This is a genomic window from Arthrobacter sp. EPSL27 (assembly GCF_001512305.1).
GTDB lineage: Bacteria > Actinomycetota > Actinomycetes > Actinomycetales > Micrococcaceae > Arthrobacter.
This window is the reverse complement of the sequence record NZ_LNUT01000008.1, coordinates 21,424-47,189: the sequence shown is the minus strand read 5'-3', so window position 1 is coordinate 47,189 and position 25,766 is coordinate 21,424. Positions and strand designations below refer to the sequence as shown.

Here is a 25,766-nt window from a genome sequence, read left to right as displayed (position 1 = left end):
GGGGTGCGGAGCCGGCGGGCGCGGTGGGTCGGGAAGCTCATGGGGTGTCCTTTGCTGGGGTCTCGGCGGCTGATGGCGCGGCTGATGGGTGCGGGGCGGAGGAAGGGCCGGCCAGGGACCGGATGACGGCGTCCACCAGCCCCGACGCCGTGGGTTCGTCGGCGACGGCGGCGACGGCCAGGCCCAGGGTCTCAGCCTCGGCGGCGGTGGACCGTCCGATCGCGACGAAACGGCAGGGGCCCAGCGGGGCCAGGTCCGCCTGGATCCGGCGTGCCGCGCTGGGGGAAGCAGCGACGACGGCGTGCACCCGTCCGGCGTCGACCTCGGCTTTCGCCTGGGCCGGGGTGAGCACGGCCGCCGGTTGGACGCGCTGGTCCCGGTCTGTATCGTCCCGTGTCGGGGTGTCCCGCTGCGCGGGCTGGTACGCGGCGAGGCTGCGGCCGGGGTCGGCCGGGTAGTCCACGGTGCGGTACGCGGTGACGGCCTGCACGGAGGCGCCGCGGGCCACGAGGCCGCGGCGCAGCCGGGGGTCGGCGATATCGGCCTGCGGCAGGAGCACGCTGCCCTGGTGCTCGGGCCAGATGTCCAGCAGGCCGGCCCCGGACTTCTGCCCCGTCGGGGACAGATCGACGGCGACGCCGCGGGATTCCAGGAAATGCCGGGTAGCGGGGCCGATGGTGGCCACGAGGAGGTTGCCGGGCAGCCAGCTGCTGAGGGTGGTGCCCCGCTCGGCGGCTTTGGCCTCAAGCGCCTGGACCGTGGTCACGCTGCTGACCACCAGCCAGGCATAGGCGCCGGCGCCGAGCGCGTCGAAGGCAACGTCCAGCGAATGCTGGTCGCTGGCGATTTCGAAGTCGATGAGCGGCAGCAGCAGCGGTTCGGCGCCGGCGCCGCGCAGGGCGGTGACAAGCTCCGCTGCGCGGTCCGGGCTGCGGGCGACGAGCACCCGGGCGCCGGCCGGGGCGCGCGTTGCGCGCGTCCCGTCCGCGGAGGGGGCACTGTGCCGTCCCATGGACTGTTGGCTGCCGCGGTTCAGGAGGCGGCCAGGTCCGCGATGTCGCCGGCCCCGCGGGCCAGCAGGACTTCGGCGAGTTCGATCCCGAGCAGGGTGGCCCCTACTTCGGTCAGTCCGTCCGTGGCCTTCTGGTCCCGGACGGTGGCTGATCCGTCGACGGCGCACACCACGGCCTCAAGGTGCAGCATGCTGCCCTTACGGTAGGCGTAGGCTCCCACCGGCGCGGCGCAGCCGGCTTCCAGCCGGGCCAGGAGCGCACGCTCGGCGGTGACGGCCAGGCGGGTGTCGGGATCGTCAAGGGCGGCAAGGGCCTGCGCCAGCACACCCTGGGAACCTTCGGTGGATCCCGCCTTCCGGGGCGCATCGGCGGTGCGGCACTCGATCGCAAGGGAGCCCTGTCCGGCGGCGGGCAGCATGACCCCCGTATCGAGGTACTCGGTGACCGCGTCGAGACGGCCGATCCGGTGCAGCCCGGCAGCGGCGAGCACCACGGCGTCAAGGTCGCAGCTCTTGCCGTCCACCACAGCGTCGGTGGTGTTGCCCGGCAGCCCGGGGACGCGGCCCAGGCGGGTGTCCACGTTGCCGCGGATATCCCGGATGTCCAGATCGGGACGGGCGGCGCGCAGCTGGGCCGCGCGGCGCGGCGAGCCTGTGCCCACGGTGGCGCCCTGGGGCAGGCCGGCGAGCGTGAGCCCGTCGCGGGCGCAGAGGACGTCGCGGACGTCGACGCGTTTCGGCGTCGCGGCGAGGTTCAGTCCGAGGGCCGGCCCGGTGGGCAGGTCCTTGAGCGAGTGCACAGCCACGTCGCACACGTCCTGGAGCAGGGCATCGCGCAGGGCCGCGACGAAGACGCCGGTCCCGCCCATCTGGGACAGCGAGCCCTTGAGGACATCGCCGTCGGTGCGGATGCGGACCAGTTCAACCGGGAACCCGCCTACAGCGGCGAGCTGGTCCGCGGTCTGCTGCGTCTGGGTCAGGGCCAGTTTGCTGGCGCGGGTGCCGATCCGGACGGTCACGGTGCTTCCGAGCCTGCCGGAACGGAGGAGCCTGCCGGGTACGGATCGTGGCCGGTTCCGACGGTGGTGTCCGCGCCCGCGATGGTGGGCTTTTCGCCGCGGAAGTTGGCGCAGCAGCCCGGACGGCAGACGTCGTACCAGGGGCCGAGGTCGGTCAGGTGCGGCCTGTCGGCAATGTTGTTGGCGGCCGTCCGCTCGCACACCAGGTCCACGATGCCGGCGACGAACTTGCGGTGTGTTCCGGGTGTGGGGACCCGGCTGGCGGCGAGGCCCAGGTTGGCGCAGGTTTCCAGGGCTTCGGTGTCGAGGTCCCAGACAACTTCCATGTGGTCGCTGACGAAGCCGAGCGGCACAATCACGACGCCCTTGACGCCCTGTCCGGCGAGTTCCTCGATGGCGTCGTTGATGTCCGGCTCCAGCCACGGCACGTGCGGGGCGCCCGAGCGGGACTGGTAGACGAGGCTCCAGGGGGCGGTGTCGCCAGTCTCGGCTTCGACCCGGCGCATGACCTCGGCCCCGGTGGCGAGGTGCTGCGCCACATAGGCGGAGTCCCCCTCGAAGTGGCGCGGTTCGGCGTCGAGGCGGCCGGCCGCCTCGGCGTCGCGGGTGGGGATGGAGTGGGTCGCGAAGAGCACGTGTACCGGCGCGTCGGGGGTGCCGGCCGCGGCCAGTTTCGCGCGGACCTCGGCGAGGCCGGCCGCGGTGCCCTCGATGAACGGCTCGACGAAGCCGGGGTGGTCGAAGTACTGCCGGACCTTGTCGACTTCGAGCTTTCCGTCCAGGCCGGTCTCGGTCAGGGCCATGCCGATGTCCTCGCGGTACTGGCGGCAGCTGGAGTAGCAAGAGTAGGCGCTGGTGGTGACCATCAGGACCTTGCGGTGCCCGGCGTCGTAGATGTCCCGGAGGGTCTGCGGGATGTACGGGTCCCAGTTGCGGTTGCCCCAGAACACCGGCAGGTCGATTCCACGGGCGGAGAGCTCGGCCTCGATGCCGGCTTTGAGCGCCCGGTTCTGGCCGTTGATGGGGCTGATGCCGCCGTTGGCGCGGTAGTGGTGCGAGACTTCCTCGAGCCGCTCGTCCGGGATGCCCCGGCCGCGGGTGACGTTGCGCAGGAAGGGAATGACGTCGTCCTGGCCCTCAGGCCCGCCGAAGGAGGCGAGGAGGACGGCGTCGTAGTCCTTGGGGGCCATCCGGCCCGCCTCGGTCACCGGATTGGGGGACGTGGCGGCGGCGGTGGACTGGGGTTCCAGCGGGCTCATGACAGGACCTCTGCGATCTCGGCGGCGCTCACGCGGCGGCCGGTGTAGAACGGGACTTCTTCACGGACATGGTGGCGGGCTTCCGTGGCGCGCAGGTGGCGCATCAGGTCCACGAGGTCCACAAGCTCGGGGGCCTCGAGGCCAAGGATCCATTCCCAGTCGCCCAGGGCGAAGGAGGACACGGTGTTCGAGATGACCTGGGGGAAGTCGCGGCCCAGCAGCCCGTGGTCGCGGAGCATAGCGCCGCGCTCGGCGTCGGGCAGCAGGTACCACTCGTAGGAGCGGACGAAGGGGTAGACGCACAGCCACTCCGCCGGCTCAACACCACGGGAGAAAGCGGGCGTGTGGTTCTTGGCGAACTCCGCCTCCCGGTGCACGCCCATGGCGGACCAGGCAATCTCGGTGCCGGTGAAAAGTTTGCTCCGGCGGATGTCCCGGACGGCCCGCTGGAGGGCTTCGGGCTGGGGGCCGTGTAGCCAGACCATGATGTCCGCGTCTGCGCGCATCGCTGAAACGTCGTAGCTGCCGCGGTGCACCACGCCGGCCTCGGCCAGGCGCGCCATCAGGGCGTCGAACTCGGCGGCAGCATCGGTGCTGCGGAGCACGTCCGCGGAGCGCTTGAAAACCGTCCAGAGCGTGAAGAACTGTTCCCCTGATTCTTCGCTGGCTGTTTCAGTTTTAGTGACAGTTTCGGCAGAAGTGTGGCTCATGGATACCAGTTTGCCCCTTCCCCTCAGCTAAGTCGAAATAAAGCACTTCTACAACGCGTAGAAGTGCTTTATTTCACAAAGCCGGACGCTCTGTCGCCGGGCCCGGCGCCCCCGCGGGTGCTGCTCCGGGCTCAGACGCGGCGCATCCGCAGGACCACCACGCCGGCGACGAGGGACAGGGCGACCAGGCCGACGCCGAGGCCCAGCAGCGGCGACGGACCGGCCGGCTCACGGGTGGACGTCGCCTCCATGGACGTGCTGCCGGAGCGCGGCGTCGCGGACGGCGTCGCCGTGCCGGCCGCTGCTGACGGGGATGCAGCTGACGGGGAAGCCGCCGCCGGGGCGGGGGCCGGAGTTTCCGCGGCGGGGGTGCCGTCCGGGACCTCCGTGGCGGCGACGGCGTCGGCCGGCGCCTGCTGCTTGGCCGGCGCGGCCGGGGCGGGAACGGCGGGCGCTGCTGGAACGGCCGGCTGCGGCGCCGCGGGCGGGGCCGGTTCCGGAGCGGCGGGCGCCGGCGGCGCTACAGGCTGCGGAGCGACCGACGGCGGCGGGGACTGGCTCGGTGGCCTGGTGGGCTCCGGATCCTCCGGGTCGTCCGGATCCTCGGAGGGGGTGGGCTGCGGTGACGAGCCCGAGGGTGAGGGAGTCGGCGAAGGGTGCTTCGCGGGGCCGAAGAGGCTGCCCACCAGACCATCAAGGTCGAGGGACAGCACCTGTGTCGCGGCCGGTACGGATGTCTGTGCGCCCGCGGCAGCGTGCGCTGCAGGAGCTCCTGCGGAAAGTGCCAGCACCACTCCAAGCGCTGCAGCTGCCGTGCTGCGCCGGAGTCCCCCATGGCGGCCGGCCTGCGTTTTTTGAACGTGGGACCTGTGCGTAACCATGGTCATCGAGCCTAGCCGCCCGGGCGGGCCGGGGAAAATTTGCCGATCCCCCGGATTCCGGGTATCCGCGGGCCCAAATCCAGGCCGGACTGGAGACTTTTCCCGGGCTGTTCCGGCGCCCGGAGGCAGTGCGCCGGAGCAGCTCAGGACAGCAGTCGCCGGACCTGGTCCGGGGTGTCGGCGACGATCGCCGCGAGCCCGTTGCCGGACAGCCAGCCGCCGACGACGGCCACCGTGCCGTCCGCTGCGCAGATGCCGCGCACCTCGGCCACGCGCTGCTTGTGTCCGAGCGAGGCGAAGGGCAGGGCGCCGCCCCACCGCACAACGTCCCAATCCACCACGTCCCCGGCTGTGACCTGCGCGGACAGCAGGGCGGAGGCGTCCTGCAGCGCTGCGTGGAACAGCTCATCGTCGGTGCGCGGCTCCGGCCGCTGGCGGGCGCCGTGCCGGGCGTCGCCACGGCCGTAGGAGAGCCGGAGGACGTGGGTTCCCGCGGCTGTCTGCTCCGCGAGCCAGCCCCATTTTGCGGTGGCGTGGGTGAGGGCCTTGGCTTGGATTCCCGGGCTCTGCGGCGCGACCAGGACGCCGGTGCCGCGCGGCCTGGCGTCGAGCTGCGGCAGGTCCACAACGAGTGTGACAAGACTGACATCGGGCCCGGCGTCGGGACGGCGGGCGGCCAGCCCGGGCAGGGCGCCGGAGAGCAGCCCGACGGCGGCGGGGCCTTCCACCGCGACCACCAGCAAACCGGCGTCGTGCGCCGTGCCCCCGGCGGATACCCGCCAGCCGCCGACGGTGCGCTCCACGGAGTCAGCGCGGGTTCCGGCCAGCAGCGTGACGCCCTGGCCGCGGAGCTCGGCGAGCAGCGCGGAAATAAGCGTGTGCATCCCGCCACGCAGCCCGGCAACGGCCGATCCCGCCTTCTGCAGGTCGGCCGGGGGCGAAATCCGGGACGTCGCCGGGGCGGGCCCTGCGCTGCGCTGGATTCCCGCGCTGTGCGGGATTGCCCGGCTGCGCTGGATTCCTCCGCTGCGTTGGGCGGCGACGGCGGCGGCGAGGGACCCGTGGCTCTTGATCCCGGCGCGCAGGCCGGGCGCCACCATGTCGATGTCGAGGACGTCCGGGTCGGCGGAGTGCACCCCGCCCACCACCGGCGCCACCAGCCGTTCCAGCACCCGCCGGCCCATCCGGGCCCGGACCAGCGCCGAGACGCTGGTCGCCGCGTCCTTGGTACCCACGGACGCGGGCAGCAGCCTGTCGAGCGAGGCCCGGAGCGAGCCGGCCAGGCCGAGGGAGCGGCGGACTTCCGGGTCCCAGGGGCTGGCCGGGATGCCGAGCACGCCGGTGCGGGGAAGTTCGCGCGGGCCGTCGGGCAGCTGCACCCAGGCGCCGCCGGGGTTCGGCGGAACGATAGTGCCGGCAAGGCCCAGCTCTGCGGCCAGGTCAGCCACCGCGGAGGAACGGGTGGCGAAGGACTCGGCACCGCTGTCCAGGGTGAGGCCCGCCACCACGTGGCTGCCGACGCAGCCGCCCCAGGTGGCGGCGGCCTCCATGACGGTGGTGCTGACCCCTGCGCGTGCCAGCGTGCGGGCGGCGAGCAGGCCGGAGATCCCGCCGCCCACCACCACGGCTGTCCGGCCAGGAGTTCCGGGCGCGGCGGCTGCCTCCATGGCTTACTCCGGGGAGATCGAGTGGATGAGTTCCACCACGCGCGTGAGCACGGTGGGGTCCGTCTCCGGCGGCACACCGTGGCCGAGGTTCAGCACGTGGCCCGGGGCTGACGCGCCGGCGGCGATGACATCGCGGACGTGCGCCTCCAGCACCTCCCACGGGGCGGACAGCAGGGCCGGGTCGATGTTGCCCTGCAGCGGCACGGTGCCGCCCAGCCGGCGGTTGGCCTCGTCCAGCGGCAGCCGGTAGTCCACGCCCACGACGTCGACGCCGACGTCGCGCATGGCGACCAGCAACTCCGAGGTTCCGGTGCCGAAGTGGATCAGTGGGGCGCCCAGTCCCCGGACGTGGTCCAGGGCGCGGGACGAGGCCGGCGCGACGAAGCGCTGGTAGTCGGCAAGGCCCAGCGAGCCCGCCCAGGAGTCGAAGAGCTGGCCGGCTGAAGCGCCGGCTTCCAGCTGGGCACGCAGGAACATGCCGGAGGCGTCCGCGGCCCAGTTCGCGAGTGCGGTCCAGGTTTCGGGGTCGGCGTGCATCATGGTGCGCGGGCCGAGGTGGTCGCGGGACGGCCTGCCTTCCACCATGTAGGCGGCCAGGGTGAACGGCGCACCGGCGAAGCCGATCAGCGGTGTGCTGCCCAGCTCGGCGACGGTGAGCCGGACGGCTTCGCGGATCGGCTCCAGGGCCTCCCAGGTGAGCTGCGGGAGGGCCGCGACGTCGGCTGCGGTGCGGACCGGGGCATCCAGCACGGGGCCGACGCCGGGGACGATGTCCACGCCCACGCCCGCCAGCTTGAGCGGGATGACGATGTCAGAGAAGAAGATGGCGGCGTCGACGTCGTGGCGGCGGACCGGCTGCAGAGTGATTTCCGCGGCGAGCTCGGGCCGGAGGCAGGAATCCAGCATCGCGACCCCCTCGCGCACCTTGAGGTACTCGGGAAGGGAACGCCCAGCCTGGCGCATGAACCAGACGGGCCGGCGGGAGGGCTTGCCGCCGCGGTAGGCGGTGATCAGCGGGGAACCCGCGGTGCGGCCGTCCATCAGGGGGTGCCCGGCGCCGAGGCCGGAGATTTGGGGAGTTGCCGCAGTGCTAGGAGTCATGACTCCGATTGTGCCGAAAATCGGCTCCAAAAGATAACGACAGCGTGTCACCGGCTGGAGGGTGCTGGCTGGCCGGGACGCGGGCGGCGCCCGCCTGTGGCGCCAATCACAGCCCTGCGTGGGCGGTCACACCCCGCACAGTTGTTCTACCGGGCAACGAAAAAGCTATGATGATCCTGCTGTGGTTCTTTTTTCTCTGGTGGCGACCCACGCCGACATCGACCTCGAGACCGTTGCTCAACTGAGCACCGGCGCTTCAGCGCTCGCCACATCCGCCCTTGCCGGATCGCCGGCCGTCGCGGGCGCCATCGTCCTCTCCACCTGCAACCGCTTCGAAATTTACGGCGAAGCCCCGCACCCGGATGACGTCGAGAGCGCCCGGGCAGCCCTGATTGCCCAGCTCAGCGGTTCCACCGGACTCAACGAACAGCTCGTCGCACGGTCCTTTAACACCCACACAGGCCCGGACGTCACCCGGCACCTGTTCTCGGTGAGCTCCGGGCTCGATTCCGCCGTCGTGGGCGAACGAGAGATCGCCGGCCAGGTGCGCCGGGCCCTGATCACCGCCCAGCACGAAGGTACCGCCAGCTCCGGCCTGGTCCGGCTGTTCCAGGCCGCGTCAAAGACCGCCAAGGACGTGGGCGCGCAGACCGCCCTCGGCGCCCGCGGCCTGTCAGTCGTCTCCGTGGCCCTCGACCTCGCCACGGAACTTTCCGAAAATCCCGACTGGTCCGCCAAGAAGGTTGTGGTCTTCGGCACCGGCGCCTATGCTGGCGCCACCATGTCGCTCCTGCGCGAACGCGGCTGCACCGACGTCTCCGTCTACTCCTCCTCCGGCCGCGCCGCCGGCTTCGTCGCCACCCGGGGCGGGACGGCGCTCGACGCCGAAACGCTTCCGGCCGCCGTCGCCGCCGCCGATGTGATGATCGGCTGCAGCGGGGCGGACACCCGCGTCGAGGCCTCGGAACTCGCCGCGATCCGGGCAAACTCGCCCCAGCCGCTGATCGCCATCGACCTCGCCCTCACCCACGATTTTGATCCTGCCGTCGGTTCGCTCGACGGGGTCGAGCTCCTCACGCTCGAATCGGTGCGCCTGGCCGCCCCGCAGGAACAGGCCGAGTCGCTGGCCCAGGCCAGCAGCATTGTGGCCGGCGCGGCAAGCGCTTTCGAGCAGGAGCGGGAAGCCCGCTCGGTGGACTCCGCCATCGTCGCCCTGCGGCGCCACACCATGGACGTGCTGGACTCGGAAATGGAAAAGGTCCGGGCCCGCCACGGCTGCACCGCCGCGGCCGAGGAGGTGGAGTTCGCCCTCCGCCGGATGGTCAAGCAGCTGCTGCACGTCCCCACGGTCCGGGCGCGCGAGCTGGCTTCCAACGGCCAGCAGGAGGACTACGTTGCCGCCCTCGAGGCGCTGTACGGCATCACGGTCGAGCCGGCTGCCGCCAAGCCCGCCGCTGCGTGCCCCGTGGCCCACGATGCCAACGCGGTAATGCCCGACGCCGGGGACGGCGCCCGCCGGCACACGGCCTAAGCCCTACACCGCTCCCCCCGCCACCCGTTTCTACAGAGGCGTGTAGCGCTCAGGCTTCGCCCAGACGCGGCGCGCGTTATGGCTTGGCTCAGTAAACCGGCTTCCCGGGCTCAACATCCCGCACCCAGGCCAGGATGCCGCCGTCGAGGTGGCTGACCCGTTCGTAGCCCGCGGCCCGTGCGGCGGCGAGGACAGCCGCGGACCGGGTCCCGGCCTTGCAGTGGAACACGATGTCCGTGTCCTGCGGCAGCTCGTGCCACGCCTCCCCCGCCAGGATCCGGCCCTGCGGGATCAGGACCGCCCCGTCGATCCGGACGATCTCGTATTCCCCGCTCTCGCGCACGTCCACGAGGTGGAAGTCCTTGAGCCCGGCGGTGCGGGAGGCCAGCATCGTGGCCAGCTGCGTCGCGGTCACGGTGTGCTCGGTGCCCGCCTCCGCAGGCGGCGCGATGCCGCAGAACGCCTCATAATCCGTCAGTTCCGTGATCCGCTCCGCCTCCGGATCGCGGGAAACCTTGATCTCACGCCAGGTGCCGCCGAGGGCGTCGAAGAGCGCCACACGGCCCAGCAGGGAGCGGCCGACGCCGGTGATCAGCTTGACGGCCTCCGTCACCATCAGCGACCCGACGGCGGCGCAGAGCATGCCGAACACACCGCCTTCGCCGCAGGACGGCACGGACCCTGCCGGCGGGGCTTCGGGGTACAGGTCGCGGTAGGTGGGGCCGTGCTTTTCCCAGAAGACGCTGACCTGCCCGTCGAAGCGGAAGATCGAGCCCCAGACATAGGGCTTGCCAAGGATCGCCGCGGCGTCGTTCACGAGGTAGCGGGTGGCGAAGTTGTCGGCGCCGTCCAGGATGAGGTCGTACCCGGCAAACAGTTCCAGCGCGTTGGAGGCGTCGAGGCGGACGTTGTGCAGCTTCACCTCCACGAGCGGGTTCAGCGCGGCGATGGCGTCGCGCGCGGACTCGATCTTGGGCCGGCCCACGTCCGCCACCCCATGGATGACCTGGCGCTGGAGGTTGCTCAGATCCACGGCATCGTCGTCGATGATCCCCAGGGTCCCCACCCCGGCGGCGGCCAGGTAAAGCAAAGCCGGGGAACCGAGGCCGCCGGCGCCGATCACCAGGACCTTGGCGTTTTTCAGGCGGCGCTGCCCCACCGCCCCGATTTCCGGGATGATGAGGTGCCGGGAGTAGCGCTCGACTTCTTCCGTACTCAGGGCGTCCGCCGGCTCCACCAGCGGTCCGGGCACGGGTTCCGGGGTTGCGGGGGCTGCATGCGGAGTGAACTTGGAAGCCATACTTCAATCTATGCCCGAAGATGCCGCCAGGTCATATTACTGCCACGTAAAGTAGGAGTAACAGCAAGCGAAAGAAGGCCGACAGTGGTTCATCAGGCACCGGTTGAGCGGAGTCACGCAGGTAAGTCGCCGGAGGCACCGGCACGGGGCGGGCAGCGGTCGGCACGGCTGCCCCGCGATGAACGCCGGGCGCAGCTGCTCGCGGCGGCCCAGGAGGTCTTCGTCGCCAACGGATACCACGGTGCCGCCATGGACGAGATTGCCGAGACCGCCCACGTCAGCAAGCCCGTGCTGTACCAGCACTTCCCGTCCAAACGCGAGCTGTACATCGCCCTGCTGGAAAGCCAGCTGAGCAAGCTGACCGACCTCCTGCTGGGAGCCCTCAACTCCACCACGGACAACGACGAGCGCGTCCAGGCCGTCATGCGTGCGTACTTCCACTTCATCGCCAGCGACGACCAGGCCCACCGCCTGGTGTTCGAATCCGACCTCGTCAACGACCCGGACGTCAGCGCCCGGCTGGAGACGTTCAACAAGACCTTCGCCGACGCCGTCGCCCGGGTCATCGCCGAGGACACGAAGCTCCCCGAACTGGAGTCCCAGCTACTGGGCCGCGGACTCGCCGGACTTGCGCACGTCAGCGCCCGGTACTGGCTGGAAACCGACGGCAATCTGGACCTCGATGTGGCCAGCGACCTGATCTACCGTTTAGCTTGGCGCGGAATCTCACGTTTCCCGAAGGAAACCTAGACTACAAATAGAGATGACGCTTTGATTTTTGTTGGACTTTGATTGGCTGGGAGGCCTTGCTGTGGAAGTAAAGATCGGCATTCAGAACATCGGCCGCGAAATTGTCCTGGAATCGGCACAGGATGCCGACGCCGTGGCCAAGGTGGTGGGCGAGGCGATCGCCAAGGGCACGGAGCTGCGCCTGACCGACGAGAAGGGCCGCCAGATCATCGTTCCCGCGAACGTGCTGGGCTACGTTGAAATCGGCGCCCAGGAAGTCCGCCGCGTCGGCTTCGGCGCGCTCTAGCACCCACCGGCCGCTGCTGACCCGGTTCCCAGATCTGCGAGGAGTCCAAACGTGCTTTCCCTGATTGTGGTTGCCCTGGTGACCGTGGCCGCGGGCTTTGTGGTGTGGGCCAATGACAAACGGCACGCCAAGTACGGCATCGCCGTCCCGGCGGGTGTCTCACTCACCGTCGGGATGGTGAGCTGGATGATTTTTATCGCCGCCGGCCTGGGCTACCAGCCCGGGCTGACGTGGATCCCCTGGGTGCTGCCGATGGTCCTGGGCGCCGCCGCAGCCGTGGCGGCCGTCCTCTACCTGGGCAAGACCCGCACCGGCCGCGACACCGCCAGGCTCACCGCCATCCTGCGCGCCTAGCACTTTCGCCGGGCAGCAGCCCCGCAAACTGTGACCATCACCCGCCCGGGTGGTGGTCACAGCTCGTTAAGGCCCGGGACCCCTACTGCGGCGGGGGCTCCGGGACGGCGCCGACCCGGGCGGCCGCAGCCCCGGCCGCTGTTGCGGCGGCGACGTCCCGCCGCGTGACCTGGCCCCCGGCGTCGTGGGAGCTGTACCGCAGGAGGACCCTCCGGTAGCGCCAGTCCAGGTCGGGGTGGTGGTTCTGTTCTTCGGCCAGGCGCCCGACGGCGGCGATCAGCTCCAGTGCCGCGGCCGCCGTCGGCGCCTTGTAGGCAGTGACCAGGCCGCCCAGGCTGTAGCGCCAGTCCGGCAGACCCGCCAGGGCCTCGTCCACCTGGCTCTCGGTGAGGACGTCCTCTATGGCTGCCATGGCAGGCTCCCCTTTACTCAGTGGTCCGGCTGTTCAGTGGTCCAATTGCTCAGTGGTCCGGTTTAAAGGAATTCGGCTTAAAGGAATTCGGCGCGGCCCTCCATGGCGGAGGACGCCAGCGCGTGCTCCCGGCGCGGAATCCGGCCGGCCCTTTTTGCCAGCCTACCGGCGATCACCGCGTGCTTGAAGGCCTCCCCCATGAGCACCGGATTCTGCGCCCGGGTCACGGCGGTGGCCAGCAGGACGGCGTCGCAGCCAAGCTCCATGGCAAGGGCGGCGTCGGACGCGGTGCCGATCCCGGCGTCGAGCACCACGGGAACAGACGCACGCGCAACGATCAGTTCGATGTTGTGCGGGTTCAGGATGCCCAGGCCGGTGCCGATGGGCGCGCCGAGGGGCATCACCGCAGCGGCGCCGAGGTTTTCCAGCCGCAGGGCAAGGACGGGATCGTCGTTAGTGTAGGCGAAGACCTTGAACCCGCGGCCTACGAGCTGCTCGGTGGCCTCGACGAGTTCGACGGCGTCCGGCAGCAGCGTGTGCTCATCCGCGATGACCTCCAGCTTCACCCAGTCCGTTTCGAGGGCTTCGCGTGCCAGCTCTGCGGTCAGCACCGCGTCCTTGGCGGTGAAGCAGCCCGCAGTGTTGGGCAGCACCCGGATGTTGTGGTCCAGGAGCAGCTGAAACAGCGACCCGGCCTCCGCGGTGGAGTAGCGGCGCATGGCAACAGTGGTCAGCTCGGTGCCGGACGCCAGCAGCGCGGCCCCCAGGCCGTCCAGGCTGGGCGCCCCGCCGGTGCCCATGATCAGCCGCGACCCCAGCTGCACGCCGTCGACCATGAACGGATCAGCCGCCGTGATCGATGTGCCCGGTGCCGCGGCAGCTTTTTCCGCCACGGCGGGTTCCACCACGGCGCGCTCCTGCATGCTGCTCATCCTCCCTGCACCGCCGTGACCAGCTCGATGTCGTCGCCGTCGGCGAGCGCGGTGCCGTGCCACTGGCTGCGGGGCACCACCTCCGCGTTGCGTGCGACGGCGACGCCCAGCTTCCGGCCGTCCGCCGACTGCCCGTTCGGGGCGAGCTCCCGGCCGGTGACCCGGCTGACCAGGGTGCCTACCGAGGCGCCGTCAGGCACTGTGTGCCCGGTTCCGTTGACTGTGATGTTCATGCCGTTTCCTTGCTGTGCTCGGGGGTGGAGGGTGTGCTTGTGGCTGCTGCGTCCCGCGGGGCGCCGGCGGCGAACCGGTCCGGCCGGAAGCGGGACCACCGGGGGTCCTCGGTGCCGTCCAGCAGCTGGCGGCAGATCCCGGCGGCCACGGGCGTCAGCAGGATGCCGTGCCGGAAGAAGCCGGTGGCGATGATCAGCCCGGGAACGTCACCCAGGCCGCCGGGTTCCGCCACCCGGCCCAGCAGGGGCGCGTTGTCCGGGGTGCCGGGGCGTGCCCTTGCGGTGGCCTCCAGCAGCTCCAGTTCCGCGACGGCGGGGAGCAGCTGCTGGGCGTCCCGCAGCAGCTGGTACACCCCGCCGGCGGACACGGCCGGGCCGGCTGGATTACCGTCCGTTGCATTGCCGGGCGCTTCCGCTTGCGTGGGTCCGCTGAGGGCGTCCTCCCGCTGCGTGGCGCCGATGACCACCGTGCCGTCCTGCCGGGGCACGATGTAGACGGGCACCCCGCGGACCAGTCCCCGCACGGTGGAGGTGAGCAGCGGCCGCAGCTTCTCCGGCACCCGGAGCCGGAGAATGTCACCGTGGACGGGCCGGAGCGGCAGGCGGAGACCGCGGGGCAGTCCCCCGAGGGCGCCGGCCCCCAGGCCGTTGGCGACGATGGTTTCAGCGGCGAGGACGGTGCCGCCGCCGGCGAGCGTGGCTCCTGCGACCTTCCCGTCCTCCCAGAACAATCCGGAGGCGCGCCGGGGAAGCATGCGGCACCGGCTGTCCGCGGCAAGGAGCTCCCGGATCCGGGCAAGCAGCCGGCGGGGGTCCACCTGGTGGTCTGCGGGGATGTCGAAGGCGCAGGAGATGCCGGGGCTCAACAGGGGTTCGCGGACGCGGGCTTCCCGGACGGTCAGCGGCTCCACCGCCAGGCCGGAGGACTGCTGCACCGTGCGCAGGTCCGCGAGCGCCCGGCGGTCGGCGGCGTCGGCCCCCACGGCGAGGGTCGGCGTCGTGAGGTAGCCGGTCCTGTTCCCCGCTCCCCCGGCGCCGTCCGGCCCGGTTTCCCCCACGCCGGTTTCGTCCAGGCCGGTTGCCTCCAGTCCTGTTGCCTCCAGTCCGGCGGCAAATGCCGGCCAGAGGCGGGAGGACTCCAGCATGAGCTCGAGGAGGCCTTCCTCCTGGTAGTGCAGTTCACTGACGGGGGCCAGCATGCCGGCGGCTGCCCAGCTGGCGCCGCTGCCCGGCGCGTCGTCGATCAGGGCAACCGTCCGGCCCGAACGCCGCGCTGCCCACGCGATCCCGTGCCCCACCACGCCGCCGCCGATCACGGCGACGTCGTAACATTTCCGGGTTCCGGCGTCATCAGCAGCGGCCGCAGCCGGAGGCGCATCGGTGGCCGCGGCCGCGCCTGGGACGGGTGTGGTGCCCATGGGTATTCCTTCCCTACGCCGGTACTAACCGGATCAGGTCAAGCGGTCGGCTCTGACGCCCTCTCAGCCTGCCGCTCCGGACGCCAGGGGCGTGCGGCGGCGGCGGGCTCCCGCGGTATGCGCCCAGTGTAGAGGAACTAGGCTGGGGGCATGAGCCAGGATGCCGTCCCCACCACTGCCCGCCTGTACCTTTGCACCGACGCCCGGCAGGACCGCGGTGACTTCGCTGACTTTGTGGACGCGGCCTTCGCCGGCGGTGTCGACATCATCCAGCTGCGCGACAAGTCGCTGGAGGCAGCCGAAGAGCTGGAGCTCCTGGACGTCCTGAAGCAGGCGGCGCAGCGCCACGGCCGGTTCTGGTCCGTCAATGACCGGGCGGACCTCGCGTCGCTGTCCGGCGCCCCGGTGTTCCACATCGGGCAGAAGGACCTCCCCGTCGGGGCGGCCCGGGGCTTCCTGGGCGCGGACACCAGGATCGGGCTGTCCACCCACACGCCGGAGCAGGTGGATGCGGCCATCGCGTCTGCGTCCGCCGGCGACGGACTGGACTACTTCTGTGTAGGCCCAGTGTGGGCCACACCCACCAAGCCGGGACGCGCCGGGGTCGGGCTGGAGCTGGTGGAGTACGCGGCAGCTATGGACCCGGCTGTGCCGTGGTTCGCGATTGGCGGCATCGACCTCGGGAACGTGGAGCAGGTGGTGCTGGCGGGTGCCCGCCGGATTGTGGTGGTCCGCGCCATCACCGAGGCCGATGATCCCGCGGCAGCCGCCGGAGCCCTGCTGGAAGCACTCGACGCCGCAGCGAACTGACCCCGGCCGCCAGGCCCAGCCCGGCAGGCCCGATCAGCCGGTCAGGCCCAGCTGCGTCATCCGGCGGGAGTGGTTGGCCGCCAGCTCCGCCATAAGACCGCGGGCCAGCTCCGCGGCGCTGTCCCCGTCGGCGCCGGCCAGGCCGCCGACAAACCCGTGCTCGACGCTCACCCGCTGCGCCTGGGTCAGGGCCTCACCGAGCAGGCGCCTGCCCCACAGCGCCAGCCGTGACGCCAGCCGCGGGTCATCGGCAAGGGCCGCCTTAAGCCGCTCCCGCAGCACTGCCGTGGCCTCCTCGTCGGCCTGGATGTGCTCCACCAGGGCCCGGGTCTCCTCGTCGACGTGCCGCGAAATGGCGCGGTAGAAGTCGGCGGAGACCGTGTCGATCACGTAGGCCTTCATGAGGGATTCGTACCAGTCCGCGGGGCGGGTGCGTTCGTGGAAGTGGTCCACGGACGGCTGGAACGGCACCATGGCCGCCTCCGGGTCGAGCCCCATGGCGTCGAGCCGGGCGCTCACCAGTTCGTAGTGCTGGAATTCGATCACCGCCAGCCGGCCCAGCACCGCGCGGTCGTGCAGGGACGGCGAATACCGGGCGTCGGAGGAGAGCCGTTCGAAGGCGGACAGTTCGCCATAGGCCATGACGCCCAGCAGATCCTTCAGGAAGCTGTTGTAACGGGCAGGATCAGCCTGGGAGGTGGTCATCTTCCAAGACTAATGGCGCAAATGAAGCTAATCTGATTTTCGTGTCCCATCATCGCCTGACCCCGAGTGTCCACCGGCAGGAAAACCAACTGGCGGAGGCGCTGAGCGCCCTGCGGACCACGCTCGAGCTGCCGGGGCCGTTCCCCGAGGATGTGCTGCGGGAGGCCAAAGAAGCCGTGGCCAACCACCGGCTGCCGGAGCTGGATTTCACCCACATCGAGTTCGTCACCATCGATCCGGCGTCCTCCACCGACCTGGACCAGGCCCTCTTTATCGACCGCTCCGGCGAGGGCTACAAGGTCTTTTACGCGAACGCGGACGTCCCCTCCTTCGTGGCCCCCGGCGGGGCGCTCGACGCCGAAACCCGCCGCCGCGGCCAGACCATTTACACCCCGGACGGCCGGATCCCGCTGCACCCTGAGGTCATCAGCGAAGAAGCCGGAAGCCTGCTGGCGGGGCAGCTCTGTGCCGCTTTTGTGTGGGAGTTCGAGCTGGACGCCGTAGCCGAGGTCTCTGCGGTGCAGGTCCGCCGGGCCACGGTCCGCAGCCGGGCGAAGCTCAGCTATGCCGGGGTGCAGGCGGACCTTGACGCCGGCACGGCCGCGCCCGTGCTGGAGCTGCTCCGGGAAGTCGGGATGAAACGGGTGGAGCTGGAGCGCCTCCGCGGAGGCGCCAGCCTGAACATGCCGGAACAGGAAATCGAACAGCTGCCCGACGGCGGCTATCGCATTGTCGCTGCCCCTGCCCTGCCGGTCGAGGACTGGAATGCGCAGATTTCGCTGATGACGGGAATGGCGGCCGCCGGGATCATGCTGGAGGGCAAAGTCGGCATCCTGCGGACCATGCCGGCCCCGGACGCCGCCTCGCTGGCGCACTTCCACCGCCAGACGCACGCTCTGGGCAAACCCTGGGACGGCGAAGTCAACTACGGGGAGTATCTGCGCACCCTCGACCCCACCGACCCGCAGCAGCTGGCGATCGTGCACTCGGCCGGCATGCTGTTCCGCGGCGCGGGCTACACACCGTTCGACGGATCGGTCCCGGAGGCTGCTGTCCAGGCCGCCATCGGCGCCGCGTACGCGCATTCCACCGCCCCGCTCCGCCGTCTGGTGGACCGCTTTGTGCTGGTCATCTGCGAGGCGCTCAGCAACGGCGCGGCCGTGCCGGCGTGGGCCCGGGAGGCCCTGCCTTCCCTGCCCTCGATCATGGCGGCCTCGGACCAGCTGGCCGCGAAGCTGGAGCGCCTCTCCCTGGATACCGTGGAAGCCGCGCTGCTGGTCAACCACATCGGCCAGGAGTTCGACGCCGTCGTCATCTCGGGCTCCAAGAACCCCCGCAACGGGAAAAGCACCGACGGTAAGAATGGCAACGGGAAAAACGGCAACGGCAAGAACGGCAACGGCAACGGCCCCTCCGGGATCGTGCAGATCGCCGAGCCTGCGGTGACGGCCCGCTGCCCGGGGGAACTGGAGCCCGGAACCCAGGTCCGGGTGCGGATTGTGTCCGCCGACATCGCCACCCGGGAGATCCGGCTGGAGCTGGTGGGTTAGGCCCCGGACGGCGTTTCCCACGCGCCGCCGGCGGCCGCAGTCGGGGATCCTTGCCGCATACGGCTAGACTGGAAGGGTAGATATGGATGCCCGGTCGTTGATTTCCTCGATTTTCGAATTCAACAAGCCCGCCCCTACGCGATCTTGAGTCAGACCAGCTGGTCCCCAGTGCCAGCATTTAGATAGCCCGCGATCGGCTTCCACTGGATTTGCCTGCGCGCCCGAGCGTGCTCCGGAACGGCCACCCGGCCGGCCCCGTTGAGCAAGCACCGCAGCCCAAAATGAATAAGGAAACTCCCAGTTGAGTGAATTGCACACGCACCAGCTTCTGACCGACGAATCCGGAACGGAAACGATCGAGCCGGAAGAGACCATCATCTCGGACGAGAAGCCGCACGAGATCGCCGAGAAGACCTTCGCCGACTACAACGTCCGCGCGGACATTGTGGAGTCCCTCGCGGACGCCGGCATCACCCACCCCTTCCCCATCCAGGCCATGACGCTGCCCGTCGCCCTGGGCGGCCACGACATCATCGGCCAAGCGAAGACCGGCACGGGCAAGACCCTCGGCTTCGGCATCCCGGCGCTGCAGCGCGTGGTCGGCCGCGATGACGCCGGCTACGAGAAGCTGCCCGCCCCGGGCGCCCCGCAGGCCCTGGTGATCGTGCCCACCCGCGAACTGGCCGTCCAGGTTGCCAGCGACCTGCAGAACGCCGCCCGCAAGCGCAACGCCCGCATCGCCACCATCTACGGCGGCCGTGCCTACGAGCCCCAGATCGAGGCGCTGCAGCAGGGCGTCGAGGTGGTTGTCGGCACGCCCGGCCGCCTGATCGACCTCTACAAGCAGAAGCACCTCGTGCTGAAGAACGTCAAGATGGTCATCCTGGACGAGGCCGACGAGATGCTGGACCTGGGCTTCCTGCCCGACGTCGAGACCCTCATCGCCGGCACGCCGCCGGTCCGCCAGACGCTGCTGTTCTCCGCCACGATGCCCGGCCCGGTCATCGCCATGGCACGGCGCTACATGACCCAGCCCACCCACATCCGTGCCGCCGACCCGGATGACGAGGGCCTCACCAAGCGCGACATCCGCCAGCTCATCTACCGTGCCCACAGCATGGACAAGGTGGAGGTCGTCGCCCGCATCCTGCAGGCCCGGGGCCGCGGACGCACCATCATCTTCACGAAGACCAAGCGCACGGCCGCGAAGGTTGCCGAGGAACTCGTGGACCGCGGCTTTGCCGCCGCCGCCATCCACGGCGACCTGGGCCAGGGCGCCCGCGAGCAGGCCCTCCGCGCGTTCCGCAACAACAAGGTGGACGTCCTTGTGGCCACCGACGTCGCCGCCCGCGGCATGGACGTCGACGACGTCACGCACGTCATCAACTACCAGTGCGTTGAGGACGAGAAGATCTACCTGCACCGCGTCGGCCGCACCGGCCGTGCAGGCAACAAGGGCACGGCCGTCACCTTCGTCGACTGGGACGACATGCCGCGCTGGGGCCTGATCAACAAGGCCCTGGGCCTGAGCGTGCCCGAGCCGGTGGAGACCTACTCGTCCTCGCCGCACCTCTTCGAGGACCTCGACATCCCCGCAGGCACCAAGGGACGGCTGCCCCGCGACAAGCGCGTCCTGGCCGGCGTCGACGCCGAAGTCCTTGAGGACCTGGGCGAGACCGGCAAGAAGAACACCACCCGCGGCAGCGGACAAACCGGCGCAAAGACCAGTGGCCAGGGCGCTGCCCGCGAGGCCGGCGGCCGGAGCGGAAGCCGCGGAGGCTCCCGCGAGGGCGCAACCCGCGACGGCGGCCGTGAATCCCGCCGCAGCGGCGGCAGCAAGGACAGCGTGCGCTCCGGTGACCGCCGTCGCCGTCCGGCCGAGGCGGAAGCCACCACCGGCCCCGCCGCCGAGGCTCCGGCCCGGTCCGCCGCAAGCGCGCCGACTGAAGTTGACCGTGCCACCCGCGCCCGCCGCCGTACCCGGACCCGCCGCCGCAACGGCGAAGTGGTGGCCGGCGAGGCGCAGGCCGGGGCTCCGGCAAACAGCACCGAGGCCTAAGCCCCTGCATGGCTGAGACCGTCTGGGCGCCGGACGGCAGCAATCTGGTGGTACACGCGGACAACGCGGAGTACCTCCCGACGCTGCCGGACGGCGCCTTCACACTGATTTACGTGGACCCGCCTTTCAACACCGGCCGGGTCCAGAAGCGCCAGGAAACCAGGATGGTGCTCAACGCCGGCGGCGACGGCGACCGGGTCGGGTTCAAGGGGCGGTCCTACGACACGATCAAGGGCGCCCTGCACAAGTACGACGACGCGTTCAGCGACTACTGGTCCTTCCTGGAGCCGCGGCTGGTCGAGGCGTGGCGGCTGCTCGCCGACGACGGCACCCTGTACCTGCACCTGGACTACCGCGAGGTGCACTACGCCAAGGTGATGCTGGACGCCATCTTCGGCCGTGAATGCTTCCTGAACGAGATCATCTGGGCCTACGACTACGGTGCCCGGGCCAAGTACCGCTGGCCCACCAAGCACGACAACATCCTCGTGTACGTCAAGAACCCCGCGAAGTACCACTTCGACAGTGCCGAAGTGGACCGGGAACCGTACATGGCGCCCGGCCTGGTGACCCCGGCCAAACGAGAGCTGGGGAAGCTGCCCACCGATGTCTGGTGGCACACCATCGTCTCCCCCACCGGGAAGGAGAAGACGGGCTACCCGACGCAGAAACCCGAAGGGCTGATCCGCCGTGTGGTGGCGGCCTCCAGCCGCCCCGGCGACTGGTGCCTGGACTTTTTCGCCGGCTCGGGAACGCTCGGGGCTGTCGCCGCGAAGCTCGACCGGAAGTTTGTCTGCGTGGACCAGAACCAGCCCGCGATCGACGTGATGGCCAAGCGCCTCGCCCGGCACGCCGACTTCACCGTCTTCCCGGGCGCCTGACCCTTTCAGCGCACGACGGCGGTCCCGGTGCCCTGTTCCTCGATGCTGGCGAAGACCTCCGGGGAGGTCAGGTTCTCGCCCAGCAGGTTCGGCTTCCCGGCCCCGTGGTAGTCGGAGGAGCCCGTGACCAGCAGCCCGTGCCGGTCCGCGAGCCTGCGCAGGAATGCCCGGCCCTCCTCCGGGTTGTCCCGGTGGTAGATTTCCAGCCCGGCCAGGCCGGCGTCGATCATGTTCCGGTAGGTGCCCTCCCCCACGATCCGCCCGCGGGAGGACGCCACCGGATGGGCGAACACCGGAACCCCGCCGGCCGCACGGACCAGCGCGACGGCATGGGCCGGGTCCGGCGCGTAATGCTGCACAAAGTAGCGCGAGTGTGAGGTCAGGATGGACTCGAACGCCTCGGTGCGGTCCGCGACCACCCCGGCGGCCACCAGCGCGTCGGCGATGTGCGGCCGGCCCAGGGTTGCCCCCGGCGCAACGTGGTGGATGACATCGTCCCAGCTCAGCGGGTAGTCCTCGGCGAGCAGGCTGACCATCCGTTCGGCGCGGGTGAAGCGGGCGTCCTTGGCCTTGGTGATTTCCTCCAGCAGCCCGGCGTGCGCCGGGTCGTGCAGGTAGCTCAGGAGGTGGACGCTGATGCCCTCCGAGGTCCGGCAGGAAATCTCCATGCCGGGAACCAGGGCCACTCCGTGGGCGCGGGCGGCCACGGTGGCCTCCGCCCAGCCGTCAGTGGAGTCATGGTCGGTCAGGGCGACGACGTCGAGCCCCGCCTCCGCGGCTGAGGCCACCACCGCGCCCGGGGGCTGGGTGCCGTCGGAAACATTCGAGTGGGCATGCAGGTCGATCCTCACCCCACCAGCGTAGTAGATCGGCCCGGCGGCGCCGTGCCGGGGGCTGGCGGTGCCTGTGCTTATGTCCGACCCCCGAAGTATGCGTTGAGGTGGTCGACTGCTGTGGACACGCCGTCCTCGGCACGGATCCGGGCACCCAGGCCGGCCGCTCGACGGGCCATGGCGCTGTCAGTTGTCGCGGCGCGGAGCGCGCCGGTGAGGTTGTCAGCGGTCAGCCGTTTACGTGGGATGGGTGTCGGGCCAACGCCCAGGCCGGCGACGCGGGAGGCCCAGAACCTCTGGTCCACTGCGAAGGGGATGACTACCGCGGGCACTCCGGCGGTGAGTGCCGCGCCGGTGGTGCCGGCGCCGCCGTGGTGCACCACGGCGGCCATCTTTGGGTACAGCCAGTCGTGGGGAATCTCGTCAGTGACGAAAACGTCATCGCCGCCGCGGCCGGCAAGCCCTCCCCATCCCGACAGGAGGACCGCCCGCACGCGTGCCCTCCGGACGGCCTCGAGAACCAGGTCGCTGAGCTGTTCGGGATCGCGGCTGGACATACTGCCGAAACCGATGCAGACCGGTGGCGCTCCGGAGGCGAGGAAGTCGGTCAGCGCGGCAGGGGGCGCCCAGCCGGGAGCCGCCGGCAGAGTCCAGTAGCCGGTGATCTTGCGCTGGGGACCCCACTCAGGAGGTTGCGGCACCACGTGGGGGCTGAAGCCGTAGACCGCCGGCAGGGGGCCGCCGACCGGAGCCGGGCGCGCGGGAAGGTCCAGGGCGGCCCGGATCCGCCGGGAGGTATCGCCGAACATGGACTTCACCGCGAGGTCGGTCACCCGGTGGCTGGCTTTGCGCCCGGCGCCGCCGAGCCACGTGGGCACATGAGGCAGCAGCGGACCGGGGAAGGCAGCGGTGGGTGGCCCGAGCGGCTGCAGGTGCGCCTCCAGGTAGGGGACGCCGAGCTTCTCCGCCACGGGCCGGCCGGTGAGCGAGCCTCCGATGCCCGCCATGATGACCTCTGTGCCCTGGGCTGCGGCGAGGACCTCGGCGGTGGTTTGCCCGACAGTTGCCCGCATCTGTTCACGCATGAACCGGTTACGCTCGCGCGCACTGAGCTCGGCCGCGCCGCCCAGCTCCCGGACGGCGGTCTCGGTGTCGCCGGTGGTAGCGGCCATGGTGATGCCGTGCCCGCTGACCAGATTCCGGAATCCGGCGGTGGTGATCATCGTGACCTCATGGCCGGCCTCCTGCAGGCCGGCCGAGAGGGCGATATAGGGTTGGACGCCCCCGCGGGTGTCGAAGGCAACGACGGCGATTTTCATGGTGGGCTCCTCAGGACGTGGAATGGGGGGGTCTTAGGCCCGCAGCGTTCGGGTTCTCATCGGCGGAACGGGCGGGGTCCTGGAATCATGCGCCATGCCGTCGAGTCTATGCGCGGCCCGTGTTGGCCTCAGCCGATGCGCTGGTGAGACTATGGGACGGTGAACGATGCAGATAACACCCAAGTCTCCGCTTCCCAGCCCCTCGACGAGCGCGTCAACAACCGCTCACAGCGGCCCAGTTCCGATGCCTTCAAGGCGTTTATGGCCAGCAACTGGGCTCCGTCCCGTGAGCAGCTGCCGGAACGCGACGCCGTCGCCGGCCATGCAGCCACCCGCCGTCGCGCCATTTCAGAGCAGTTCAAAGGCGAACGCCTGGTCATTCCCGCCGGCCCCCTGAAGGTCCGGTCCAACGACTGCGACTACCGTTTCCGCCCGCACTCCGGCTTCGCGCACCTCACGGGCCTGGGCCTGGACCACGAGCCGGACGCGGTGCTCATCCTCGAGCCCGTGGAGGAAGGCAAGGGCGACGACGGCGGCCACCACCACGCCACGCTGTACTTCCGCCCGCTGGCCGGCCGCGACACCGAACAGTTCTACGCCGACTCCCGCTCCGGTGAGTTCTGGATCGGCGCCCGGCCCACCCTGGCCGAGTTCAAGGCCCGCCTCGGCCTGGACACCGCCGACATCAACGAACTTGAGCTCGGCATCACCAAGAACGTCGGCGCCCCCGAAATCGGTGGCATCTCGATCCGGCTGGTGCGCAAGGTCGACGAGAACATCGACGCCCTCGTGGACACCGCCCGCTACAACACGGCCAAAGACCCGGAGAACCTGGACCTGGGCGTCCTCGATGCCCTGGACGAGAAGCTCTCCGAGGCCCTCTCCGAACTGCGCCTGATCAAGGACGAGTGGGAAATCGAGCAGATGAAGACTGCCGTCGCCGCTACCGTGCAAGGGTTCACCGAGGTGGTCAAGGTCCTGCCGCGGGCGCTCACCCACCAGCGCGGCGAGCGCGTCGTCGAAGGCGCCTTCTTCGCCCGCGCCCGGGAGGAGGGCAACGAACTCGGCTACGACACCATCGCGGCCTCCGGCAACAACGCCACTGTGCTGCACTGGACCCGCAACACGGGCAAGGTTAACGCCGGTGAGCTGCTCCTGCTGGACGCCGGTGTTGAAGCGGACTCGCTGTACACCGCGGACATCACGCGCACCCTGCCCGCCAACGGCACCTTCTCCGAGGTCCAGCGCAAGGTCTACGAGGCCGTCCTCGACGCCGCCGACGCCGGCTTTGCGGCCGCGCAGCCCGGCACCAAGTTCCGCGACATCCACACGGCCGCCACCACCGTACTGGCGGAGCGGCTCGCCGACTGGGGGCTGCTGCCGGTCTCCGTGGAGGAGGCCATCAGCGCCGACGGCCAGCAGCACCGCCGCTGGATGCCGCACGGCACCAGCCACCACCTGGGCCTGGACGTGCACGACTGCGCCCAGGCCAAGCGCGAACTGTACCTCGACGGTGTGCTCACCCCCGGCATGGTGTTCACCATCGAACCGGGCCTGTACTTCAAGGACGAGGACCTCGCCATACCCGCGGAATACCGCGGCATCGGCGTCCGCATCGAGGATGACATCCTGATGACCGCGGACGGCCCGGTCAACCTCAGCGCAGCCCTGCCCCGCAAGGCCGACGACGTCGAGTCCTGGATGGCGGGCATCTACCAGGAAGCGGACAGCACTACGCCGTAGCCCCGTACCGGCGCCCGTCACCGCCGCACACGAAGAAGGCCTCCGCCCCGGTCACGACCGGGGCGGAGGCCTTCTGCAATACCGCGGAAAGGCGGCCGGCTACTGCTGCGGGCCGTCCTGGCCGGGCTGCTGCTTGGACGGATCAGTGATGCGGACGCCGTACTGCGGGCGGCCGTCCGGCAGGTCCGGGTAGGCGAACCCGGAAGTCTTGGCCGGCTCTTCCGGTGCCTGCTCGGCACCGGCGGGCGGCTGGGAGGACGGCGCAGCAGGCTGGCCTTGCGCCGGCTGGTCGCCGGGCTGCTGTGCGCCGGGCTGCTGCCCGGCCGCGGGGGTCCGCTGGCCGTAGGGGTCGTTCCAGGCGGCGGGGCGCTGCGGGGCATGTCCCTGCTGCGGACCCTGTCCCTGGCCCTGGCCGGGCTGGTACGGCTGGTGCTGGTAGTCGCGCTGGGGGTATCCGCCCGACGCCGAGGCGTCATGCTGCGTCATGGGCAGCTGGTGGAGCAGCCGGCGCGCCTCGTTGGCCGCCTCGAAGGACACCACAACGTCGTAGTTGGTGGCCACCACCTGGCTTGTGGAGGTGAAGTCGCGCTTGCCCTTCTGCATGGCGTACGTGACGATGCCGAACAGCATAAAGAACGCCGCACCCATCAGCACGGACGTCACGATCGAGAAGTACCCCGGCGTGGTGGCGAAGAAGGACAGCATGATGCCGACGAACAGGCCGAACCACATCCCGCTCAGCGCCCCGGACAGGGCCACCCGCGGGTAGGTGAGCCGGCCGGTGACCCGCTCCACCATCTTCAGGTCGTTGCCGACGATCGAGACCATCTGCACCGGGAACTGCTGGTCCGCGAGGTAGTCCACCGCCTTCTGGGCATCCAGGTAGGAGTTGTAGGATCCGACCGTGTCCCCCTTGGGGACACTGCGGGCCTCGTCCTGGCCGTTGGGGGCACCAGCCCGGGGAGCACCAAAAATGTTTGACATACGCCTATTCTTACCTA

Annotated in this window: 25 protein-coding genes; 9 read left to right on the top strand and 16 right to left on the bottom strand. The window is 70.4% G+C overall.

Annotation, left to right across the window (positions count from 1 at the left end):
- Positions 1-37: 37 nt before the first annotated feature.
- From AR539_RS18800 to hemE, 7 genes are all read right to left on the bottom strand, one after another.
- Positions 38-1,012: a uroporphyrinogen-III synthase gene (locus AR539_RS18800; protein ID WP_066440429.1), complete on the bottom strand. Its 975-nt coding sequence runs from the start codon at positions 1,010-1,012 to the stop codon at positions 38-40.
- A gap of 20 nt (positions 1,013-1,032) precedes the next feature.
- Complete coding sequence (hemC, locus tag AR539_RS18795) at positions 1,033-2,031, bottom strand: hydroxymethylbilane synthase (protein ID WP_066440424.1); 999 nt, start codon at positions 2,029-2,031, stop codon at positions 1,033-1,035.
- Complete coding sequence (locus tag AR539_RS18790) at positions 2,028-3,290, bottom strand: ferrochelatase (protein ID WP_066440422.1); 1,263 nt, start codon at positions 3,288-3,290, stop codon at positions 2,028-2,030. The genes hemC and AR539_RS18790 overlap by 4 nt, the downstream gene beginning before the upstream one ends.
- Complete coding sequence (gene hemQ, locus AR539_RS18785) at positions 3,287-4,000, bottom strand: hydrogen peroxide-dependent heme synthase (RefSeq protein ID WP_066440420.1); 714 nt, start codon at positions 3,998-4,000, stop codon at positions 3,287-3,289. The genes AR539_RS18790 and hemQ overlap by 4 nt, the downstream gene beginning before the upstream one ends.
- Positions 4,001-4,131: 131 nt before the next feature.
- Positions 4,132-4,791 carry a hypothetical protein gene (locus AR539_RS19570; protein WP_197410690.1) on the bottom strand — a complete coding sequence of 220 codons (660 nt, stop codon included), beginning with the start codon at positions 4,789-4,791 and terminating at the stop codon, positions 4,132-4,134.
- A 233-nt stretch (positions 4,792-5,024) separates the two neighbouring features.
- Positions 5,025-6,548, bottom strand: a complete 1,524-nt coding sequence (gene hemG, locus AR539_RS18775) for a protoporphyrinogen oxidase (RefSeq protein ID WP_066440416.1) — start codon at positions 6,546-6,548, stop codon at positions 5,025-5,027.
- A gap of 3 nt (positions 6,549-6,551) precedes the next feature.
- On the bottom strand, positions 6,552-7,649 hold the full coding sequence (gene hemE, locus AR539_RS18770) for a uroporphyrinogen decarboxylase (RefSeq protein ID WP_066440414.1): 1,098 nt from the start codon (positions 7,647-7,649) through the stop codon (positions 6,552-6,554).
- Positions 7,650-7,830: 181 nt separating this feature from the next.
- Here hemE and AR539_RS18765 point away from each other — a divergent pair, with 181 nt between their 5' ends.
- A complete protein-coding gene (locus AR539_RS18765) occupies positions 7,831-9,180 on the top strand; it encodes a glutamyl-tRNA reductase (protein ID WP_066440412.1) in 1,350 nt (449 codons plus the stop codon).
- 88 nt (positions 9,181-9,268) lie between these two features.
- Here the strand turns inward: AR539_RS18765 and moeB are convergent, their stop codons facing one another.
- Positions 9,269-10,480 (bottom strand): molybdopterin-synthase adenylyltransferase MoeB, encoded by a 1,212-nt coding sequence (gene moeB, locus AR539_RS18760; protein WP_066440410.1) that lies wholly within the window; start codon positions 10,478-10,480, stop codon positions 9,269-9,271.
- A 6-nt stretch (positions 10,481-10,486) separates the two neighbouring features.
- Between moeB and AR539_RS18755 the strand changes: the two genes are divergently transcribed.
- From AR539_RS18755 to AR539_RS18745, 3 genes are all read left to right on the top strand, one after another.
- Positions 10,487-11,230 carry a TetR/AcrR family transcriptional regulator gene (locus tag AR539_RS18755; protein WP_442854420.1) on the top strand — a complete coding sequence of 248 codons (744 nt, stop codon included), beginning with the start codon at positions 10,487-10,489 and terminating at the stop codon, positions 11,228-11,230.
- A 61-nt stretch (positions 11,231-11,291) separates the two neighbouring features.
- Entirely contained in the window at positions 11,292-11,516 is a 225-nt protein-coding gene (locus tag AR539_RS18750; RefSeq protein WP_066440444.1) for a DUF3107 domain-containing protein, read from the top strand.
- A 51-nt stretch (positions 11,517-11,567) separates the two neighbouring features.
- Positions 11,568-11,870 carry a hypothetical protein gene (locus tag AR539_RS18745; RefSeq protein ID WP_066440405.1) on the top strand — a complete coding sequence of 101 codons (303 nt, stop codon included), beginning with the start codon at positions 11,568-11,570 and terminating at the stop codon, positions 11,868-11,870.
- 82 nt (positions 11,871-11,952) lie between these two features.
- Here the strand turns inward: AR539_RS18745 and AR539_RS18740 are convergent, their stop codons facing one another.
- The 4 genes from AR539_RS18740 to AR539_RS18725 all read right to left on the bottom strand — a co-directional run bounded on the left by AR539_RS18740 (position 11,953) and on the right by AR539_RS18725 (position 14,865).
- Positions 11,953-12,282 (bottom strand): 4a-hydroxytetrahydrobiopterin dehydratase, encoded by a 330-nt coding sequence (locus tag AR539_RS18740; protein WP_066440403.1) that lies wholly within the window; start codon positions 12,280-12,282, stop codon positions 11,953-11,955.
- Positions 12,283-12,359: 77 nt separating this feature from the next.
- A complete protein-coding gene (locus AR539_RS18735) occupies positions 12,360-13,118 on the bottom strand; it encodes a thiazole synthase (RefSeq protein ID WP_066440442.1) in 759 nt (252 codons plus the stop codon).
- Between the two features lie 92 nt (positions 13,119-13,210).
- Entirely contained in the window at positions 13,211-13,447 is a 237-nt protein-coding gene (gene thiS, locus AR539_RS18730) for a sulfur carrier protein ThiS (protein WP_066440399.1), read from the bottom strand.
- Positions 13,444-14,865 (bottom strand): FAD-dependent oxidoreductase, encoded by a 1,422-nt coding sequence (locus AR539_RS18725; protein ID WP_082699493.1) that lies wholly within the window; start codon positions 14,863-14,865, stop codon positions 13,444-13,446. Before AR539_RS18725 ends, thiS begins: the two co-directional genes overlap by 4 nt.
- A gap of 150 nt (positions 14,866-15,015) precedes the next feature.
- Here AR539_RS18725 and thiE point away from each other — a divergent pair, with 150 nt between their 5' ends.
- Entirely contained in the window at positions 15,016-15,675 is a 660-nt protein-coding gene (gene thiE, locus AR539_RS18720) for a thiamine phosphate synthase (RefSeq protein ID WP_066440396.1), read from the top strand.
- A 33-nt stretch (positions 15,676-15,708) separates the two neighbouring features.
- Here the strand turns inward: thiE and AR539_RS18715 are convergent, their stop codons facing one another.
- Positions 15,709-16,380 carry a ferritin-like fold-containing protein gene (locus tag AR539_RS18715; protein ID WP_066440394.1) on the bottom strand — a complete coding sequence of 224 codons (672 nt, stop codon included), beginning with the start codon at positions 16,378-16,380 and terminating at the stop codon, positions 15,709-15,711.
- A 41-nt stretch (positions 16,381-16,421) separates the two neighbouring features.
- Between AR539_RS18715 and AR539_RS18710 the strand changes: the two genes are divergently transcribed.
- From AR539_RS18710 to AR539_RS18700, 3 genes are all read left to right on the top strand, one after another.
- On the top strand, positions 16,422-17,930 hold the full coding sequence (locus AR539_RS18710) for an RNB domain-containing ribonuclease (RefSeq protein WP_066440393.1): 1,509 nt from the start codon (positions 16,422-16,424) through the stop codon (positions 17,928-17,930).
- A 301-nt stretch (positions 17,931-18,231) separates the two neighbouring features.
- Positions 18,232-19,989, top strand: a complete 1,758-nt coding sequence (locus AR539_RS18705; protein ID WP_066440386.1) for a DEAD/DEAH box helicase — start codon at positions 18,232-18,234, stop codon at positions 19,987-19,989.
- Between the two features lie 8 nt (positions 19,990-19,997).
- A complete protein-coding gene (locus AR539_RS18700) occupies positions 19,998-20,870 on the top strand; it encodes a DNA-methyltransferase (protein WP_066440383.1) in 873 nt (290 codons plus the stop codon).
- A gap of 5 nt (positions 20,871-20,875) precedes the next feature.
- On the opposite strand, the gene AR539_RS18695 is transcribed toward AR539_RS18700, so the two are convergent.
- Positions 20,876-21,721 (bottom strand): PHP domain-containing protein, encoded by an 846-nt coding sequence (locus AR539_RS18695; RefSeq protein WP_066440382.1) that lies wholly within the window; start codon positions 21,719-21,721, stop codon positions 20,876-20,878.
- A 59-nt stretch (positions 21,722-21,780) separates the two neighbouring features.
- Positions 21,781-23,022 (bottom strand): glycosyltransferase, encoded by a 1,242-nt coding sequence (locus AR539_RS18690; RefSeq protein ID WP_066440380.1) that lies wholly within the window; start codon positions 23,020-23,022, stop codon positions 21,781-21,783.
- Between the two features lie 159 nt (positions 23,023-23,181).
- On the opposite strand from AR539_RS18690, the gene AR539_RS18685 reads away from it, so the two are divergent.
- A complete protein-coding gene (locus AR539_RS18685) occupies positions 23,182-24,765 on the top strand; it encodes an aminopeptidase P family protein (protein ID WP_066440378.1) in 1,584 nt (527 codons plus the stop codon).
- 99 nt (positions 24,766-24,864) lie between these two features.
- On the opposite strand, the gene AR539_RS18680 is transcribed toward AR539_RS18685, so the two are convergent.
- Positions 24,865-25,749, bottom strand: a complete 885-nt coding sequence (locus tag AR539_RS18680) for a general stress protein (RefSeq protein ID WP_066440377.1) — start codon at positions 25,747-25,749, stop codon at positions 24,865-24,867.
- Between the last annotated feature and the right edge of the window lie 17 nt (positions 25,750-25,766).

Bases quoted from the DNA above. Each gene is read 5' to 3' on its own strand.
- AR539_RS18800 (WP_066440429.1), bottom strand. From the start codon at position 1,012: ATGGGACGGCACAGTGCCCCCTCCGCGGACGGGACGCGCGCAACGCGC.
- AR539_RS18790 (WP_066440422.1), bottom strand. From the start codon at position 3,290: ATGAGCCCGCTGGAACCCCAGTCCACCGCCGCCGCCACGTCCCCCAAT.
- hemQ (WP_066440420.1), bottom strand. From the start codon at position 4,000: ATGAGCCACACTTCTGCCGAAACTGTCACTAAAACTGAAACAGCCAGC.
- hemG (WP_066440416.1), bottom strand. From the start codon at position 6,548: ATGGAGGCAGCCGCCGCGCCCGGAACTCCTGGCCGGACAGCCGTGGTG.
- hemE (WP_066440414.1), bottom strand. From the start codon at position 7,649: ATGACTCCTAGCACTGCGGCAACTCCCCAAATCTCCGGCCTCGGCGCC.
- moeB (WP_066440410.1), bottom strand. From the start codon at position 10,480: ATGGCTTCCAAGTTCACTCCGCATGCAGCCCCCGCAACCCCGGAACCC.
- AR539_RS18740 (WP_066440403.1), bottom strand. From the start codon at position 12,282: ATGGCAGCCATAGAGGACGTCCTCACCGAGAGCCAGGTGGACGAGGCC.
- AR539_RS18735 (WP_066440442.1), bottom strand. From the start codon at position 13,118: ATGGTCGACGGCGTGCAGCTGGGGTCGCGGCTGATCATGGGCACCGGC.
- thiS (WP_066440399.1), bottom strand. From the start codon at position 13,447: ATGAACATCACAGTCAACGGAACCGGGCACACAGTGCCTGACGGCGCC.
- AR539_RS18725 (WP_082699493.1), bottom strand. From the start codon at position 14,865: ATGGGCACCACACCCGTCCCAGGCGCGGCCGCGGCCACCGATGCGCCT.
- thiE (WP_066440396.1), top strand. From the start codon at position 15,016: ATGAGCCAGGATGCCGTCCCCACCACTGCCCGCCTGTACCTTTGCACC.
- AR539_RS18715 (WP_066440394.1), bottom strand. From the start codon at position 16,380: ATGACCACCTCCCAGGCTGATCCTGCCCGTTACAACAGCTTCCTGAAG.
- AR539_RS18700 (WP_066440383.1), top strand. From the start codon at position 19,998: ATGGCTGAGACCGTCTGGGCGCCGGACGGCAGCAATCTGGTGGTACAC.
- AR539_RS18690 (WP_066440380.1), bottom strand. From the start codon at position 23,022: ATGAAAATCGCCGTCGTTGCCTTCGACACCCGCGGGGGCGTCCAACCC.
- AR539_RS18680 (WP_066440377.1), bottom strand. From the start codon at position 25,749: ATGTCAAACATTTTTGGTGCTCCCCGGGCTGGTGCCCCCAACGGCCAG.